This window comes from Thioclava indica, from assembly GCF_000714545.1.
In the GTDB taxonomy this organism is placed as follows: Bacteria; Pseudomonadota; Alphaproteobacteria; order Rhodobacterales; family Rhodobacteraceae; genus Thioclava; species Thioclava indica.
The window spans coordinates 217,962-233,369 of the sequence record NZ_AUNB01000001.1; the positions used below are offsets into that span (position 1 = coordinate 217,962).

The 15,408-nt window shown below is 63.3% G+C and carries 16 protein-coding genes and 1 tRNA gene; 5 read left to right on the forward strand and 12 right to left on the reverse strand.

Translation table 11 applies throughout. From position 1 onward, the window contains the following. Positions 1-43: 43 nt before the first annotated feature. From DT23_RS01065 to DT23_RS01085, 5 genes are all read right to left on the reverse strand, one after another. Positions 44-1,228, reverse strand: coding sequence for a M20 aminoacylase family protein (locus tag DT23_RS01065; protein ID WP_038127292.1), 1,185 nt, complete (start codon positions 1,226-1,228; stop codon positions 44-46). Between the two features lie 66 nt (positions 1,229-1,294). Continuing rightward, positions 1,295-2,110 carry a TonB family protein gene (locus DT23_RS01070; protein ID WP_051696951.1) on the reverse strand — a complete coding sequence of 272 codons (816 nt, stop codon included), beginning with the start codon at positions 2,108-2,110 and terminating at the stop codon, positions 1,295-1,297. Beyond that, the gene (locus DT23_RS01075; RefSeq protein WP_038127293.1) at positions 2,107-2,517 is read right to left on the reverse strand and encodes a biopolymer transporter ExbD; all 411 of its coding nucleotides are present in this window, start codon (positions 2,515-2,517) and stop codon (positions 2,107-2,109) included. The genes DT23_RS01070 and DT23_RS01075 overlap by 4 nt, the downstream gene beginning before the upstream one ends. Continuing rightward, positions 2,517-2,897, reverse strand: coding sequence for an ExbD/TolR family protein (locus DT23_RS01080; RefSeq protein WP_038127295.1), 381 nt, complete (start codon positions 2,895-2,897; stop codon positions 2,517-2,519). Before DT23_RS01080 ends, DT23_RS01075 begins: the two co-directional genes overlap by 1 nt. Continuing rightward, complete coding sequence (locus DT23_RS01085; RefSeq protein WP_038127296.1) at positions 2,897-3,586, reverse strand: MotA/TolQ/ExbB proton channel family protein; 690 nt, start codon at positions 3,584-3,586, stop codon at positions 2,897-2,899. The genes DT23_RS01080 and DT23_RS01085 overlap by 1 nt, the downstream gene beginning before the upstream one ends. A 394-nt stretch (positions 3,587-3,980) precedes the next feature. On the opposite strand from DT23_RS01085, the gene DT23_RS01090 reads away from it, so the two are divergent. Beyond that, positions 3,981-4,235 (forward strand): hypothetical protein, encoded by a 255-nt coding sequence (locus tag DT23_RS01090; RefSeq protein ID WP_038127297.1) that lies wholly within the window; start codon positions 3,981-3,983, stop codon positions 4,233-4,235. Positions 4,236-4,452: 217 nt separating this feature from the next. Here the strand turns inward: DT23_RS01090 and DT23_RS01095 are convergent. Together DT23_RS01095 and DT23_RS01100 are read right to left on the reverse strand one after the other, a co-directional pair. Then, positions 4,453-4,528, reverse strand: a tRNA-Thr gene (locus DT23_RS01095). 47 nt (positions 4,529-4,575) lie between these two features. After that, on the reverse strand, positions 4,576-6,216 hold the full coding sequence (locus DT23_RS01100) for an ABC transporter permease (protein WP_051696952.1): 1,641 nt from the start codon (positions 6,214-6,216) through the stop codon (positions 4,576-4,578). A 163-nt stretch (positions 6,217-6,379) separates the two neighbouring features. On the opposite strand from DT23_RS01100, the gene DT23_RS01105 reads away from it, so the two are divergent. Then, positions 6,380-7,255, forward strand: a complete 876-nt coding sequence (locus tag DT23_RS01105) for a hypothetical protein (protein WP_038127300.1) — start codon at positions 6,380-6,382, stop codon at positions 7,253-7,255. Positions 7,256-7,269: 14 nt separating this feature from the next. Here DT23_RS01105 and DT23_RS01110 read toward each other — a convergent pair whose 3' ends face one another. Further along, positions 7,270-7,521 carry a DUF2312 domain-containing protein gene (locus DT23_RS01110; protein ID WP_038127302.1) on the reverse strand — a complete coding sequence of 84 codons (252 nt, stop codon included), beginning with the start codon at positions 7,519-7,521 and terminating at the stop codon, positions 7,270-7,272. A 145-nt stretch (positions 7,522-7,666) separates the two neighbouring features. Here DT23_RS01110 and DT23_RS01115 point away from each other — a divergent pair, with 145 nt between their 5' ends. After that, complete coding sequence (locus DT23_RS01115; RefSeq protein WP_038127305.1) at positions 7,667-7,882, forward strand: hypothetical protein; 216 nt, start codon at positions 7,667-7,669, stop codon at positions 7,880-7,882. A gap of 8 nt (positions 7,883-7,890) precedes the next feature. Here DT23_RS01115 and DT23_RS01120 read toward each other — a convergent pair whose 3' ends face one another. Both DT23_RS01120 and DT23_RS01125 read right to left on the reverse strand, forming a co-directional pair. Then, entirely contained in the window at positions 7,891-9,834 is a 1,944-nt protein-coding gene (locus tag DT23_RS01120; RefSeq protein WP_038127307.1) for an enoyl-CoA hydratase/isomerase family protein, read from the reverse strand. A 120-nt stretch (positions 9,835-9,954) separates the two neighbouring features. Continuing rightward, complete coding sequence (locus DT23_RS01125) at positions 9,955-10,293, reverse strand: TraR/DksA family transcriptional regulator (protein WP_038127308.1); 339 nt, start codon at positions 10,291-10,293, stop codon at positions 9,955-9,957. A 192-nt stretch (positions 10,294-10,485) separates the two neighbouring features. Between DT23_RS01125 and DT23_RS01130 the strand changes: the two genes are divergently transcribed. Both DT23_RS01130 and DT23_RS01135 read left to right on the forward strand, forming a co-directional pair. Continuing rightward, on the forward strand, positions 10,486-10,911 hold the full coding sequence (locus tag DT23_RS01130; protein ID WP_038127310.1) for a YeeE/YedE family protein: 426 nt from the start codon (positions 10,486-10,488) through the stop codon (positions 10,909-10,911). Continuing rightward, positions 10,911-11,420, forward strand: coding sequence for a YeeE/YedE family protein (locus DT23_RS01135; RefSeq protein WP_081846869.1), 510 nt, complete (start codon positions 10,911-10,913; stop codon positions 11,418-11,420). Before DT23_RS01130 ends, DT23_RS01135 begins: the two co-directional genes overlap by 1 nt. 7 nt (positions 11,421-11,427) lie before the next feature. Here the strand turns inward: DT23_RS01135 and DT23_RS01140 are convergent, their stop codons facing one another. Then, positions 11,428-12,624 carry a FliM/FliN family flagellar motor switch protein gene (locus tag DT23_RS01140; RefSeq protein WP_162177159.1) on the reverse strand — a complete coding sequence of 399 codons (1,197 nt, stop codon included), beginning with the start codon at positions 12,622-12,624 and terminating at the stop codon, positions 11,428-11,430. A gap of 83 nt (positions 12,625-12,707) precedes the next feature. Next, on the reverse strand, positions 12,708-15,407 hold the full coding sequence (locus DT23_RS01145; RefSeq protein ID WP_038127312.1) for an ATP-binding protein: 2,700 nt from the start codon (positions 15,405-15,407) through the stop codon (positions 12,708-12,710). Position 15,408: the final 1 nt, after the last annotated feature.

Below are 15,408 nucleotides of genomic sequence, written 5' to 3' on the forward strand. Positions count from 1 at the left end.
AACTATGCCTCGGGGGGGCGCGCGGCAAGGGGGCGCGTGTGGTTCAAGATGGCGCAGCCAGACGGTCCTCGACCATCCCCACCAGCCAGCTTGCGCCATGTGGGATCGCCTCGTCGTGGAACTCGTATTGCGCGTGATGCAGCGGCGCGCTGTCGCCATTGCCAAGGAAAAGATAGGCTCCGGGGCGCGCCTCAAGCATGTAGGAAAAATCCTCGCCCCCCATCATCGGGGCCACATCGCGATCCACCGCGCCATTGACCCGTTCCGCCACGCGCGCGGCATGTTCGGCGCAAGTCGCATCGTTCACCGTGACCGGATAGCCGCGCAGATACTCGACCTGCGCCTGCCCGCCAAAGGTGGCCGCGACCCCGTGGCTGACCTCGGTTAAACGCCGCTCGGCCAGATCGCGGGTCTCGGGCGACATCGCGCGCACCGTGCCCCCCAGCGTGACCTCATTGCCGATCACGTTATCGGCCTCGCTTTGCGAATTGAGCGTGGTGACCGAGACCACGACCGGATCGAACGGGTCGACTTCACGGCTGGCGATGGATTGCAGCGCAAGGATCAGCTGCGCCGAGATCACCACCGGATCGGTGACCTCTTGCGGTTTCGCCGCATGCCCGCCCTTGCCGATTACCCGGATCGTGAAAAAATCCGCCGAGGCCATCATCGCACCGGGACGCACACCCAGATGGCCCGCCTCCATCCCCGGCATGTTGTGCAGCCCATACACCTCGTCGATGGCGAAGCGCTCCATCAAGCCGTCTTCGACCATCGCGCGCGCACCTGCGCCACCTTCTTCGGCGGGCTGAAAGATCACGATGGCGCGGCCTGCGAAAGCGCGCGTCTCACACAGGTATTTCGCAGCGCCCAGCAGCATCGAGGTATGCCCGTCATGACCACAGGCATGCATCTTTCCCTTGGTCTGCGAAGCATGTTCAAGCCCGGTCTGTTCCAGAATCGGCAGCGCATCCATATCCGCGCGCAGGCCAATCACGCGCGGGCCTTGCGCCCCATGCGCCGCAACCTCTTGCCCTTCGATCACACCAACCACGCCAGAGCGCCCGATCCCCTCGACCACCTCGTCACAACCAAACGCGCGCAGCAATTGCGCGACGCGCGCCGAGGTGCGCGGCAGGTCATAGCCGAGTTCAGGATGGCGGTGGAAATCGCGCCGCCAGCCGATGATCTCGGGCAGCAGTTCGGCGAAACGGTTCTTGATGGGCATGGGGTGCGGCTTTGTGTTGGGGCAAATCGCGCCTACCTTGGCCTGTGCGCGATGCGCGTGCAAGCGCTAGCGAAACGCCATTGGCAGGTCAAACGCGTAGCTTTGCGCGCCCAGCCCCTTGGGCGCTGGCGCGAACCGCCCGGCCCGGCGCACCGCCTGCAACGCCGCACGATCCAGCGCCGCGCGCCCCGAACTGCGCGCCAGCGAGACCGACAGCAATTGGCCCGTGCGCGCCACGCGCATCGTGACGATCACGCGCCCCGCGCCAGCCCCTGCGGGCGGCGTTTTGGCGCGTTCAATCTGCGCGCGGATTTGCGCACCCCAAGCCGCCATCGCGGCGCGGGTTTGCCCCGCCGACAGGGTCGCGGCCTTGGCCTTGCCCTGCTGGCCTGCCGCAGCCCCGCCGCCCGCACCCTTGGCCTGCTGTTTGGGTACGGCTTGCGAGGCGCGCGCGGCTTTGGGCGCGGTTTTGTTAGCCGGTTTCGATTGCGGTTTTGGCTTGGCGACCGGGCGCGGCATCTCCGGCGGGGGGGGCGCGGTTTGCGGCGGCGGCGGGGGCTCAGGCGTTTGCGGCGAAGCGGGCGCGGTTGGCGCGGCATTGGCGAGGGGCGGATCGCTGGGTGCGGGGGCTTTGGGCGGTGCCTCATCCGTTTGCGACGCGAGCGGCTGAGGCGTTGTCGCAACCTCCGGCGGGCGCTCCCAATCGGCCACAACCGCAGCCATCGCGGCCGAGGATGGCGTAATCGCGACCAGATCCGCCCCCTGCGCGCCTGCAGACTGTGCCCCGCCCGCAACCGGCGGCTGCCAGAGCGCAAACACCGTCAGATGCAGCGCCACCGCCCCGCCGAGTGCTGCGCCAAAGGCCCAGACCCGCGCGCTCATTTCGCGCGCACCACCAGCGAAAGGTCACGAAACCCAAGCGCGGCAAGCTGCGGCAGCAGGTCGGCCAGCGCCGCGCCCGGCACTCCCGCATCGGCGCGCAGTTGCAGCGTATCGGCGCAGTCCCCGCATTGCGCACGCGCCGCCTCTGCCGCCTGCCCCAGTGCCGCCAAGGCGCCCGCGCCGCGCTCCGTGCCAAAGCCCGTCTCGCCTTTTGCATCAAGATACAGCGTCAGAGCGCCGGGATCGGGCGCAGTATCGCTGCGCGCCTCGGGCGGGGTTACGGTGAAAGGCGCGGGGCGCGCGAGCGTGGCGGCCAGCAGGAAAAACACCAGCAGCAGAAATACCACGTTGATCATCGGCAAAAGCGGCTCGCTCAGCGCGCGACGGGGGGGCGGCGCGATCCGCATCAGCGCACCAACACGAGCTGCGCGATCCCTGCCCCGCGCAACTGCTCCATCACCGCGATCACATCTTGCAAACTTGCGCCCTTGGGGCGGATCACGACCGGATCGGTGGGCTTGGCCATCAGCGCATTCAAGCGCGCCGCCAGATCGCCCGGCGCAATCGCCACGCCGTTGAGGCTCAGTACCCCATCTGCCCCGACATCCACCAGACGCGGCGGGCCCGACCATTGCGCAGACGCCCCGCCACCAATGCTCAGATCCAGCGTACGCTCAACCCCAAAGCGTGAGGCTAGCATGAAAAACACCAGCAGCAAAAACACCACGTCGATCATCGGCGTCAACGCCGCGCGGCGACGCGGACGGGGTGTATCGAAGGTGAACATCACTCGGCGGCGGCGCGGTCCGGTGCCGCGCTGGAGGGGGCAACATCGCGCGGCGCGCGCAGGAATATCCGCGTCGCGCTGTCTTCAAGATCATGGCGCAGCCGGTCCACCACCGCATCAAACCCCGACAGCGCGATCTGCGCCGGAATCGCCACGCCCATACCCGCCGCCGTGGTCAAAAGCGCCTCCCAGATGCCGCCAGCAAGGGTGGCAGGATCGGCCTGAACGCCCGCCTCTTGCAGCGCACGAAAGGCCGCGATCATCCCCGCGACCGTGCCAAGCAATCCCAGGAGCGGGCCGATCACGACGGCAAGTTCCAAGCCCCGTAGCCCCGAGCGCGCCCGGATCAGCAACGCCCGCGCAGCGCGGGCCGTTTCGGCCTCGGCTCCCGCGCGATCAAGGGTCCGGTCTTGCAGAGCCGCCATCGCACGGCGCGCCAGTTGCGCCCGCAACGACCGCCGCCCCGCCAAAGCCGCCTGTGCCGCGGCGATATCACCCGCCTCCCACGCCGCAATCGCAGCTTGGGTACGCGCCCCGCCCGACCACGCGCCCGCCATCGACAGGTCCCAGATTTTCCACAAGATCAGCGCCAGCGACAGCACCGACAGCGCCGCAATCGCCCACATCGCAGGCCCGCCAAGGCTGAGCGCGTCGATCAACCGGCCCGGTATCTGGCTAATGTCGGCCATTGCGTCTCCCGTGGTTGCGAAGCGTCTCGCGCGCGAAATCTAACGCGCAGCGTCCATTTCGCTGTGGCACAGTCTGGCACGCCTTTCAACTCTGCGCAGGCGGATCGGTGCCCAGAGACGGCCAGTTTCCTTATGGCAATGGGGAAAGTGGTGCACGCGCCCTACGCCCCTTTATATGTCAGCCTCGGCCAGCGCCGCTCTAGAGCGTCACAGCGCTGCGCTACGCGCTGCGATAGGCGGGCGACTATCGTTTTCAACTATAAATCTTGGACCACCGAAAGGTGCGCATGCGCACAAAACATGTCAATACAAGCTATTTAATCTGCAAAATAACACGCCATATGAAGTCGCGAGAGGAAAGACCCCTCGGCCCAAATTACAGAGTGAGATTGACATGAAACACATCATCGCAACATCCGCCGTTCTCGCGCTCCTTGCAGGGACCGCATCCGCCGCCAACACTCAGATGCACCAACGCCACGCCCCCTTCCCGAACGGCGTCACCGCTACGCAAACGGCTAGCGTTCCGGCAGACTCGGTCTATTCCAACAAGGAACTGGAGCGGGCGCATCTGACCCCGACTGAACTCGTCAAAGTGACCGTCATCCCGGCACCCGACTATATCATACCGTCAAAGCACGACAATTGATCCAAGCTACCGCGACTGTCAGTGGGCGTCTGCATCGTGCAGGCGCCCCACTTTTGGCAATTGCCCCGCGCATCCCATCTGCACAGCCGTTGAGATTGATAACGATCTGCCACCGGAAACGCGCGTATCATCTTAGCACGCCCCACATTGCTCGTGTGTAGCGCTTGTGTATTGATTTCCCGCTTAATTGCCTTTTTCCTGCGAAAACAACAGGAAATGGTGCCGGCGGAGAGACTCGAACTCCCGACCCCCTGATTACAAATCAGACGCTCTACCAACTGAGCTACGCCGGCCTTTGGCCTCGCAATAGCGCGGCGCGCGCGTTCGTGCAAGCGTCAGATCAAGGTCTTTTGCCCAGATTGGCGCGCGCGAGCACCAGAACGGCCGCCAAGCCCACCGCAGACACCAGCAAAGCTGCGGGTGAGGCCTCGCCCAACTTCTCAAGGCTGGCTTTTTCCTGCACGCGCGTGGCAAGCGTTTCGTAGTTGAACGGGCGCAGCAGAAGGGTGGCGGGCAGTTCCTTGACGCAATCCACAAAAACCAGCAGCAGCGCCGAGCCGATCGAGCCGCGCATAAGCGGGACGTAAATCTCGCGCAGCACATTGCCTTTGGCGCGCCCCAGACTGCGCGCGGCCATCGGCAGCGAGGGCGGCACCCGCGCGAAGGCGGCATCAACCGCGCCCTGCGCAATCGCGAAAAACCGCACCACATAGGCCAGCACAATCGCCACCGCCGTGCCCGTCAGCAACAGCCCCGGATCATGACCCGTCAGCGCCAGCACAGCATCGGCCAGAGCATTGTCGAAATAGGCCAACGGGATCAGCACGCCAACCGCCAGAACCGCCCCCGGCGCGGCATAGCCCAGCGTCGTCAAAGGCAGCAAGCGGCGCGCCAGACCCGCGCCCGTCATGCGCACGCCATACACCATGAACAGCGCCATCGCGACGGTCAGCAGCGCCGCCGCGCCGCCGGTGCTCAGCGTGTGCCACAGCGCAAGCCCAAGACCGCGCCCGAACCATGCCTCGGGATTGGCCAGCGCGTGGGACGCCATCACGCCCACCGGCAAGACAAATCCAAACGCGACGGGCAAGGCGCAAAGTGCCGCCGCAAGCCACCCCGCCCAACCGGTGAGAGTAACCGGCATCACCGGGCGCGAATGCCGTGCGCTTTGATAGTAACGTGCCTTTCGACGCGAGACTTTCTCTAGCGCGAAAAGCAGAAAGACGATTCCAAGGATCAGCAGCGCCAGTTGCGCCGCGCCCCCGGCATTGCCCCCCTCCAGCCATGTCGCGAAAATTCCGGTGGTCAGGGTCTGCACGCCGAAATGCTCCACAACACCGTAATCGGCGACGGTCTCCATCATCGCAATCGCGGCCCCCGCGGCAATCGCAGGGCGCGCCAGCGGCAGGCCGACGCGCCAAAATAGCGCCAGCGGCCCCGCGCCGAGCGCGCGCGCCACCTCATAGCTTGCGCCCGATTGTTCACGCAGCGCGGCGCGGGTGATCAGGTAGGTGTAGGGATAAAGGGCCGCCGATAGCACCACGACCGCCGCCTCGCGCGAACGGATCGAGGGAAACCAATAGTCGCGCGCCGAGGCCCAGCCGAATGTCGCGCGCAAAGCAGTCTGCACCGGGCCGGAATAATCCAGAAAATCGCTGAGTGCATAGGCGCCGACATAGGCCGGAATCGCGAGCGGAAACAGCAATAGCCATTCCAGCGCGCCCCGCCCGACAAAGCGATACATCACCACCAGCCACGCCGCCCCTGCCCCGCTTGCCGCGCTGAAAACGCCTACGCCAAGCGCCAGAAACGCGGTGTTGCTGAGATAGCGCGGCAAGGTCGTAGCCACCAGATGCGGCCAGATGTTTTCGCGCGGATCAAAGGCCATCACGACAACCGCCAAAATCGGCGCAAGCACCAGCGCCGCGATCATCACAGCGCCCGCAGACCACAGCCCGCCTTGCGTGCGTGGGCGCGACATGGCGGGCGAACGGGATAGCACGCTAATTTCCTGAGTATTTTTGTCAGACCGCATCCCGCTTTCTAGCCCGAAACGCATTTGCCTGTCCAGATTTCAACAGCTAAAGTGCGGCTCAATTACAAACGCGCCGTCAAGGCCGCACAACCATTGCGAGGTCGAGCAGATGAAAGTCGTTTTCCACTTGGGTGCTCATTCGACCGATGAAGACCAGCTCGTGCGGATTTTAGCGCTAAATTCCAAAGCGTTGGACGAATATAAAATCGCCGTTCCGCAGCCGAAAAAATATCGCATGGTGCTGCGCGACGCTTTGGTGTCGCTGCATGGTGAGCCCGCGCCACTACAGGTGCAAGACGCGATCATCGAAGCGTGCTCGGATCAAACCGATCTGAACCGGTTGATTTTCAGTCACGAGTTTTTCCTGTGCATTCCCGAACGCGTCATTACCGAACACGGCTTTTACACGCGTGCGGCCAGCAAACTCGGGCCGCTGGCAAACCTGTTTCCCGACAATGAAACCGAATTTCATATGGCCCTGATCAACCCCGCGACGTTGATAGTTCAACTGGCCAAGCGCCTGCCAAAACGCAGCTATGAGCAGTTGATGGCCGGGCTTGATCCGCGCGATTTGCGCTGGGAAACCGTTATACGCGATATGCGCGATGCAGCGCAGGGGCGGCGTTTCGTGATCTGGTGCAACGAGGATGTGCCGCTGATTTGGCCCGAAGTGCTGCGTTCGGTCTCGGGCATTCCCGCCGAGCGAGGCCTGAAGGGCGATATGCATTATCTCGATCAGATCATGCAGCCTGAGGGGCGCTCACGGCTGCGCTCTTATCTCAAGAGCCATCCGGTGAAATCGGCGGTGCAACGTAATAAAATCTCTGCCGCGTTCCTGGCCAAATACGCCAAGCCCGAAGAGATCGAGCTGGACGCCCCGCTGCCGGGCTGGACGGAGGAACTGGTTGCGGAAATCACCGCGCAATACGACGCCGATGTGGCCTCGATCGCGCGGCTGCCGGGGGTCGAATTCATCGCCCCCTAGAACCGGGGCGGGTCTTACGACATGCCCAGCGCGGATTTGTATAGATCAAGGATGGCCTCTTCCTCGGCCAGATCGTCCTTGTCACGCTTGCGCATCGCGACGATCTTTTTCAGCACTTTGGTGTCGTATCCGCGCGCTTTGGCTTCGGACATGATATCTTTTTGCTGCTCGGTAATGTCTTTTTTCTCGGCCTCGAGGCTTTCGAATTGTTCGACGAATTGACGCAGCTCGTCGGCGGCGACGTTATAGGCGGCATCGCTGGGCATGGCTCTCTCCTGCTCTGATCGAGGCCCTGACTAGCCCGCCGCGTGCGCCGCATCAAGAGGCACGACGCGCGTTTTGCTTGCCTCATGCGCGCAGAGCCGCTAGGGCAAGGCGCGCGCCGAAAGCGCGGCGCTGACGGAGGGTGGCATGGAATATCTGATCTGGGCAGGAGCTGCGGTTTCGGTCGTGGGGCTGGTGGGCATTTTGTGGTGCATCATTTCAGTCGCCCAAGCCAAACGCGCCGGGCTGGAAGATGCCGCCTTGCGCGCGCGCCTGCAGCGCGTTGTCGTGATCAATATGGCCGCCTTGTTCGTGTCGGTGATTGGCCTGATGATGGTTGTTGTCGGAATTTTTCTGAGCTGAGTTTCGGGTCAATGCCCGTCGAGATCAGCGAAATGCTTGCCGTTGCGGATCAGCACATCCCACAGCGTGACCGGAGCATTGGCACCCTCTTCGTGCAATGAACGCAGGCGCTTACGGGTCGTAATTAATCCTGCCTGATCGGCGGCGAACATCACCCCGCCAAGGTTTTTGGGCAGCCCCAACGCAAAGATCGCAGCCAGATCAATATCGCTTGCGCGATGCGCCTGCGCATGTTGCAGCAACCACGCCCCGCTATTGGCCATCTCCGCCAGAACGCGCGCCAGAATATCCGCGTCCGAAAGCCTGCGCGTCACCCCTCCGGCCTCAATGCGCAGCGTGTCCAGCCAATCGGGAGCGCCCCCATCGCTGGCGTAAAGTTGCAGGTCGGCATCCTCCATCGCCACAAGCAACAGATCGGGCGCAAGCCCCGCCTTGGCACGCGCCCCGTTCAGTGTTTTCGCCCCGATCGCATCAATCAGTCGCAGCGGGGAGCGCGCAAACCCCGCCGTCGCCAAGCTGCGATCCACCTGATCGCGCGACGCCCCCGCCAGCAGCGCGCGCCCGCAGGCTGCGATCAAACTCAGGCGCAAATGCGCGACAATGCCCGCCGCCCCCGGACCGCCCAAAATCACCTGCGCGCCGCCTTGGCGCAGCACCATCGCCAAATCATCCAGCGTGGCGCGCGCACAGCCCGGCCCCGCGACCAGTTCGACGACCCCGCCCTCCCGCGTCAGCGCGATGCCAGTTTCGGGTGGATCAAGGTGATCGGGGCTTTCAAACACGCAAAGATCGGCCACGGGCAGGCCCGTCACGCCAGATCGAGCGATCAGCAACGCGCAATCGCCAAGGCCCGACGGGTCTGTTGCCGCCCCCAAACGCGCCCAATCCGCCTCGCGCTGATCAGGGTCCAGCGTGCCGTTTTGCACCGCGATTTCCTGCGCGCGCGCGATGGTCGAAAACGCCGTCTGAATTTGCTTGGCGTCGCTCGCGCCGAAAACCACCTCATGACCCGCCGCCAGCAGCGCGCCCGCGAACCCTGCAGGCTGGTCCCAAAGCCCGATCCGCCGCGTCGGGGCTGGCCCCGCATCGCTGGGCGGGCCGGGCAAATCGCGTGCCGCAATCTCGCTCGCGCGCGCATGGCGCAGGGCCTTGGCAAGTGGCGTCGCGCTCAGATCGTCATAGGCGACAGCCTCGAAATCAAGCGCCTCTTCGCGCGGCAGCAACACCGCCGCCTCAACCACTTCGCAGGCGCGTTGTCCGACCTCGGCAAGCGGCCCTTGGCTCAGCTCGGCTTTTGGCCCGGCGAGCGCTGCAAGATATGTGGCGGGATCGGCCAATGCGCTATCGGGCATCGCTCCGCCCTCGGCGATCAGGGCATCCAGCGCGGCGATCACCTGCGCGGGGGCGACCTCGGGCAAGACGATATCGCACAGGCCCAAAGCCAGCGCGCGCTCGGCCTCAATCCTGCCCGGCGGCGCGATCAGATGCAGCGCCGCAGCCCCGCCCGCGCGCCGCGCAAGGCGCACAAAACCACCCGCTGCGGGCAAGGTGCCAAGGCTGAATTCGGGCGCGCAGAAACAGGTATCCTCGGTCGCGATGCGCAAGGACGCCGCCTGTGAAATGGCCAAGGCACCGCCCTGAATACGCCCCGAGAGCGAAACCAAAACGGGCACCCGCGCGCCCGCCAGCGCGCCACACAGCGCCCCCAGATCAGGGGCGCTCGGATCATGGGCGTAATCCGAGAGCGGATCGGGCGCGCAAGGCCACCCCGCAGCACCGCCTTTCAACACAATCGCGCGCACGGAGCGATCGCTCAACGCCAACTCCAAAGCGTTGTGCAAAGCCACACGCAAATCGGGCTCAAACCCGGCCACAGCACCCTGATCATTCAGCGCCGCCAAAGTGATCCAAGCCAGCCCGTCCTGCTGTGCGATTTTCACACGTCTCGCCATCGCTCCATTCGCCCCATAAACCCGCCATCACGTGTGAGTTTACGGCCAACGCGCTGCAAAACAATGGCAAATTACGCCCTGCGCAAGTTCTAGCCATGCGCAGGGAGGCTCAGGGCGGCCTTAACGCGCCGCCTTTTTTGCCCCCGGTGCGTGCAAGCGACAAAACGGCGTCGCGGGCAACAGGTCCAGACGCGCCTCGTCTATGCGCTCTCCGCAGGTGACGCAAAAGCCGTACTCGCCCGCATCAAGGCGCTGCAAAGCCGCCTCAATCATGCGCAATTCCTGACGCGCGGCCATGTCCAACTCGTCCAGAACCTCGTCATCTTCCTGCTTGCTGGCCGCATCTTCCCAGTCCTGCTCGACATGGCTGTCGAGTTCAGCGTCGATCTCTTCGATCCGCTCGAGTAAATGCGCTTTGCGCGCCTCAATCTCGGTCCGGCGCGTTTCATCACTTTTCATGGGCTATCCTCCGTTTACCCGATTACAGCATTGCGCGGCACTACGCTCAATGATGCATATCAACATATCAAAATACTTGCGTATGATTGCAGGCGCACCCTAACATAGCATGGTCGGCAGGTTTGGGAGGGCCTGCAGGCATTGAAGGACCATAACGTCATTCATTTTAGCACAACGCACGAGGGAGATCTCATGCATCAGGATTGGATTTGGGGGCTCGTCGGCGGTCTTATGATCGGCGCGGCGGCCGGAGTATTTCTTTTGATCAACGGCCGCATCATGGGCGCAAGCGGCATCATTGGCGGCCTGATTGACGGCTCCGGACGCGATTCCGTGTCCGAACGCGTGGCCTTTCTGGGCGGGTTGATTGCGGTGCCACCTCTGTTGGTGCCTCTTTACAGCAACGTCGATACCCATATCACCCAAAAAATCTGGGTTTTGGTTCTGGCGGGACTGTTGGTGGGGGCCGGTACGCGGATTGCCAATGGCTGCACCTCGGGGCATGGCGTCTGCGGCATCTCGCGCCTTTCGTTGCGCGGCATCGTGGCGACCGTTTTTTATCTGCTGGGTGGCGCGCTGTCGCTGGTGGTCTTCCGCCATATCCTGGGAGTGATCTGATGCGCAGCTTTTTCGCATTCCTTTCGGGCGGGTTGTTCGGTGCGGGCTTGTTGGTTTCGGGCATGGTCGACACCAAGAAAGTTCAGGGCTGGCTGGACATTTTCGGCAATTGGGATCCGACTTTGGCCTTTGTGATGGGCGGAGCCGTCAGCATGATGGCCGTTGTCTGGATATTTGCCAGAAAACGCGAGAAGTCGTTTCTGGGCTCCCCTATGCCGGGACCGTTTTCGCAGCTTGTTGATCGCAATCTGGTCGTTGGCTCGTTGCTGTTTGGCGCGGGCTGGGGGCTGGCGGGACTGTGTCCGGGCCCGGCGATGGCTTCTCTCAGCTTCAACGGCTGGGAGGGCTGGCTGTTTTTGATCGCAATGGGGCTTGGCATGGCGATGGCACCGCGGCTGAAAATTTGGTTGTCGGTCTTTGATCGCGCGTCGATGGATACGACGCCAAGCGACACCTCCCCTGACGAAAAGCCCGCCTTGGCTCGCGACACCCGCGCGTCCGCTCGCTGAGTTTCGCTTAGAACCCCGATCCGATTTTGAGCGGCGGCAGGTCTTCTGTCGCCGTTTCCGATTCTGGCAACGGCGCAAGCCCGCCCAGATCGGCCAGCGCGTCAGGCGCGTCCAGATCGCCCAAATTTTCCAATCCGCCATGATCATCGCTTGGGCCATTATCTGCGGGGGTATGCTGCCCCAAACCTGCCGGCGAGGCAGCAGGTAGATCGGGCTCCGGGAACGGGCTTGCGCCAACCGCCAGATCGTCTTCGGGTGTTTCGCGATCCAGCGTTGCGGGGTCCGCCCCCGTCAAACGCAGCGCGCGGTAGCCCCGGCTTTGCCCCAGCCGTGCATAAGACAGTTTGCGCCGCCCCTGCGCCTCTAGCGTGATCTGTTCCAGCGAATCGGCGCGCAGGGGCAGTTCCATCCCCGGTTTGAATTCCAGAACCGCCGATAATGACACCGTCATCCGGTGCAGCACCGCATTCAGCACCGCAGGCGTGCCCATCACGGCGCGTTCGATCTGATCCTCCCAAGGGGGGGCAAAGGCGGCGGCGAGGGTGGCATGTGTCGCGCCCTCGCCCTCTGCCAGAGCCTCGCTGGGGGCGCGTTTGAGATGCGCGCCGCGCCCCTTTTGCGGCACCGCCCATAACAGACCGCCCGAGCGTTCGGCCCCCTCGCCCAAGGAAAACTGCACGTTCCAGACGCGAAACGTCACATCTTCAAGCAGCAGGCCAAGCGGGCGGGGATCATCGAGATGGGAGGCATAGCGAAACCCGCCCGCCCATGAAATCGCATCGTCTTCGATCAACGTGCTCTCAATCGCGCCCAGCAGCGCGTCAATGAAATCGGCCGCCATGGCAGCATCAATGCGCGTCGCCTTGCGCGGGCCGGACGGGGCTTTGCCAAGCCGCCCCATCGTTTGCATCTCGATCAAAGCTTGCAGCGTGGCAGGGGGCAAAGCGATCAGACCAAGCGCCTCTGATGGCCCCTCAATCAGCGCCAAAAGTGATAGCGCCTCAAGCGTTTCGGGCAGATCGGCAAGGCTGCGACGGCTCTCCTCAATCGAAGTGACCTGTAGCGGCAGCTCCAGCATATCTTGCGCCACCTTGGCCAAGCTGGACGAGATCGCGCGCTCGGGCGACATAGCAACGCCATCCGCAACGGGACGCCCCGCCTCGGCCTTTTTGCGCAGCACGGATTTGCCCTGCTCTGCTGCCATACCCTCCATCCGCGTCAAAAACTGCAAGAATCTTTCACGGACACTCGCAGATCAAGGTTTACAAATGATTTAGAACTCAGGGGTTAGGCGGTGGTTTTCGTATTCACCCCTTGGCGACGCAGCGGCAAGGTCACGCGAAAGCCCGCCCCGCCTTGTCCGGGCAAGTAATCAATCGAGCCACCAAGGTTGACCATAATCTCGCGGCAAATCGCCAAACCAAGCCCTGCCCCCCCGGCGCGGCTTTGATCGGTCAGGCGCGAAAATTTCTCAAAGATCAGTTTTTGGGACTCTTTGGGAATCCCCGCGCCATTGTCGATAAAGTCGATCTGCACCCGTTTGCCGCGTTTCTTGACCTCGATGCGCAGCACCGGGCGCTCGGCCTCGCAATATTTGCGCGCGTTGGAAATCAGGTTGATAAGCACCTGCACCAGCCGGTCGGCATCGGTGAAAATCGGCATATGTTCGGTGGGAAAGTCGCGCTCGATGCGAAAGCTGCGCTCGGGGCGCGCCGCCGAGGCCGCTTGCACCGCGCGATTGATCAGATCGTGCAGGTTCACCACCGAAATATCGAGCTGCACACGCCGATTTTCCAGCACCGAAAGATCAAGCAAATCATCAAGCAACCGAGTCAGGCGGCGCGCCTCTTCATGAATGATCTCGCTATATTGGGCGCGCATCGCATCGGGCAGATCCGGCTCCATCAGGATCTCGGAGAACGCGCGGATCGAGGTCATCGGCGTGCGCAATTCATGGCTGATCTGGCTGAGAAACGCATCCTTTTGCACCGACAGATCGCGCAGCTTGTCATTGGCCTCGCGCAGCGCGCGCGCCACTTTCGCCAGCTCATCGGATTTTGCCTCAAGGCGGGCGGAATATTCCTTGGCCTCGGCGGTTTCGCCCGCCACCGCGATCAGATCCTGCATCGACACCGAACTGCCCCCGGTCAGCTGCGCAATCATCGCATGCGCCGTCGCTGCCCCGACAGACCCCGCCAGTTTGCGTTCGAGCCGCGCGGTAAAGGCGGGCGTGGTATCGGGCAGGAACCCGACCTTGCCTTGCGCCGCCGCCTGCGCCTGAAAGAAATGCTGCGCCTCTTGCGCGCCCAAAATGCGCTGGGACATCGACAAAAGATCTTCGGCCTCGGCCCCGCCCTGCGCCCAAGACCGGGTGGCCGGGCTTTGATCAAAGATATTGACGAAAGCCACACCCTGCAGGCGCTCCATCGGGCCGGGGAAGGACAGCATCGAAAAAATCAGGAATGCCAAGGCGTTAAACAGAAGCGACCAGAACAACGCATGCAGCACCGGGTCCAGCCCCTCGATTCCAAACAGCGCATGGGGACGCAGCCAACCAAGCCCAAGCGGCCCGACATCCAGCACCGATTGCGGCAACAGCCCCGAATTCCCGACCGAGGGCAGAAACAGCGTATATCCCCAAAGCGCGAAGCCAATCAGCAGCCCCGTTGTCGCGCCCAAATGGGTCGCGCCGCGCCAGAATATCCCGCCCAGCAGCGCAGGCAGCACCTGCGCGGCCCCGACAAAGGCGATCAAGCCGATCGAGGCCAGCGCCTCGGACCCGCCCGAGAGGCGATAATAAATATAGCCCATGCTGAGAACGCCGATGATCGAAAGCCGACGCGAGGCCAGCACCAGCCCGCGCACATCGCCCGACTCGCGCGTGGTTGAATGGCGCAGCGCCAGCCACAAGGGCGTCACGATATGGTTGCTCACCATCGTCGCCAGCGCAATCGCCGCGACAATCACCATTGAGGTGGCCGAGGAAAACCCGCCCAAAAACGCCAGCAGCGCCAGCTTGTCCTGCCCCTGCGAGAGCGGCAGTGTCAGCACGAACAAATCGGGGTTTGCGCCTGCGGGCAAGCGCTCCAGGCCCATCACCGCGATCGGCACGACAAACAGGCTCATCAGCATCAGATAGCCCGGAAAGGCCCAGCTTGCTTTGGCGAGATGGCGTTCGTCGACATTTTCAACGACCAACACCTGAAACATGCGCGGCAAGGTCAGCACGGCCGCTGCCGAGACAAAGGTCAGCCCGGCAAAGCGCCCCGGTTGCAGGTGCCACTCGGATATTTTTGAGGCATCAATGCGCGCCAGCATATCCATCACGCCATCGCCCATGCCCCAAACCACGAACACCCCTACCGCGATCAACGCCACCAGCTTGACCACCGCCTCAAGCGCGATGGCGGTGACCACGCCGTGATGGCGCTCATTCGCATCCAGATTGCGCGTGCCAAACAGGATCGTAAACAGCGCCAGCCCGCCCGCAATCCAAAGCGCGGTTGCCCCTTGATCGGGCATTGCCCAACCCTCGGGGGCCTCGGATGCGAAGACCCCGAAACTAAGGGTAACCGATTGTAATTGCAGCGCGATATAGGGTGTAGCGGCGGCGACCGACATCACCGTCACGATTACGCCCAAGGCATTGGATTTGCCATACCGGCTAGAGATCAGATCCGCGATCGAGGTCACGCGATGCGTGCGCCCGATCCGCACCAGCTTGCGCAGCACCCACCACCAGCCGACAAAAACCAGTGTCGGCCCCAGATAGATCGTGACAAATTCCAGCCCCGAGCGTGCGGCATAGCCGACTGCACCGTAAAACGTCCAGGCCGTGCAATAGATCGACAGCGAGAGCGTATAAATCCAAGGGCTGCGCAAGAACCGCAAGCGGTTGCGACCCGCGCGCCGCTCGGCCAGAAACGCGACCCCGAACAGGACGATGACATAGCCCACACAGACCGCGACAAGGCTGTTGAACCCCATC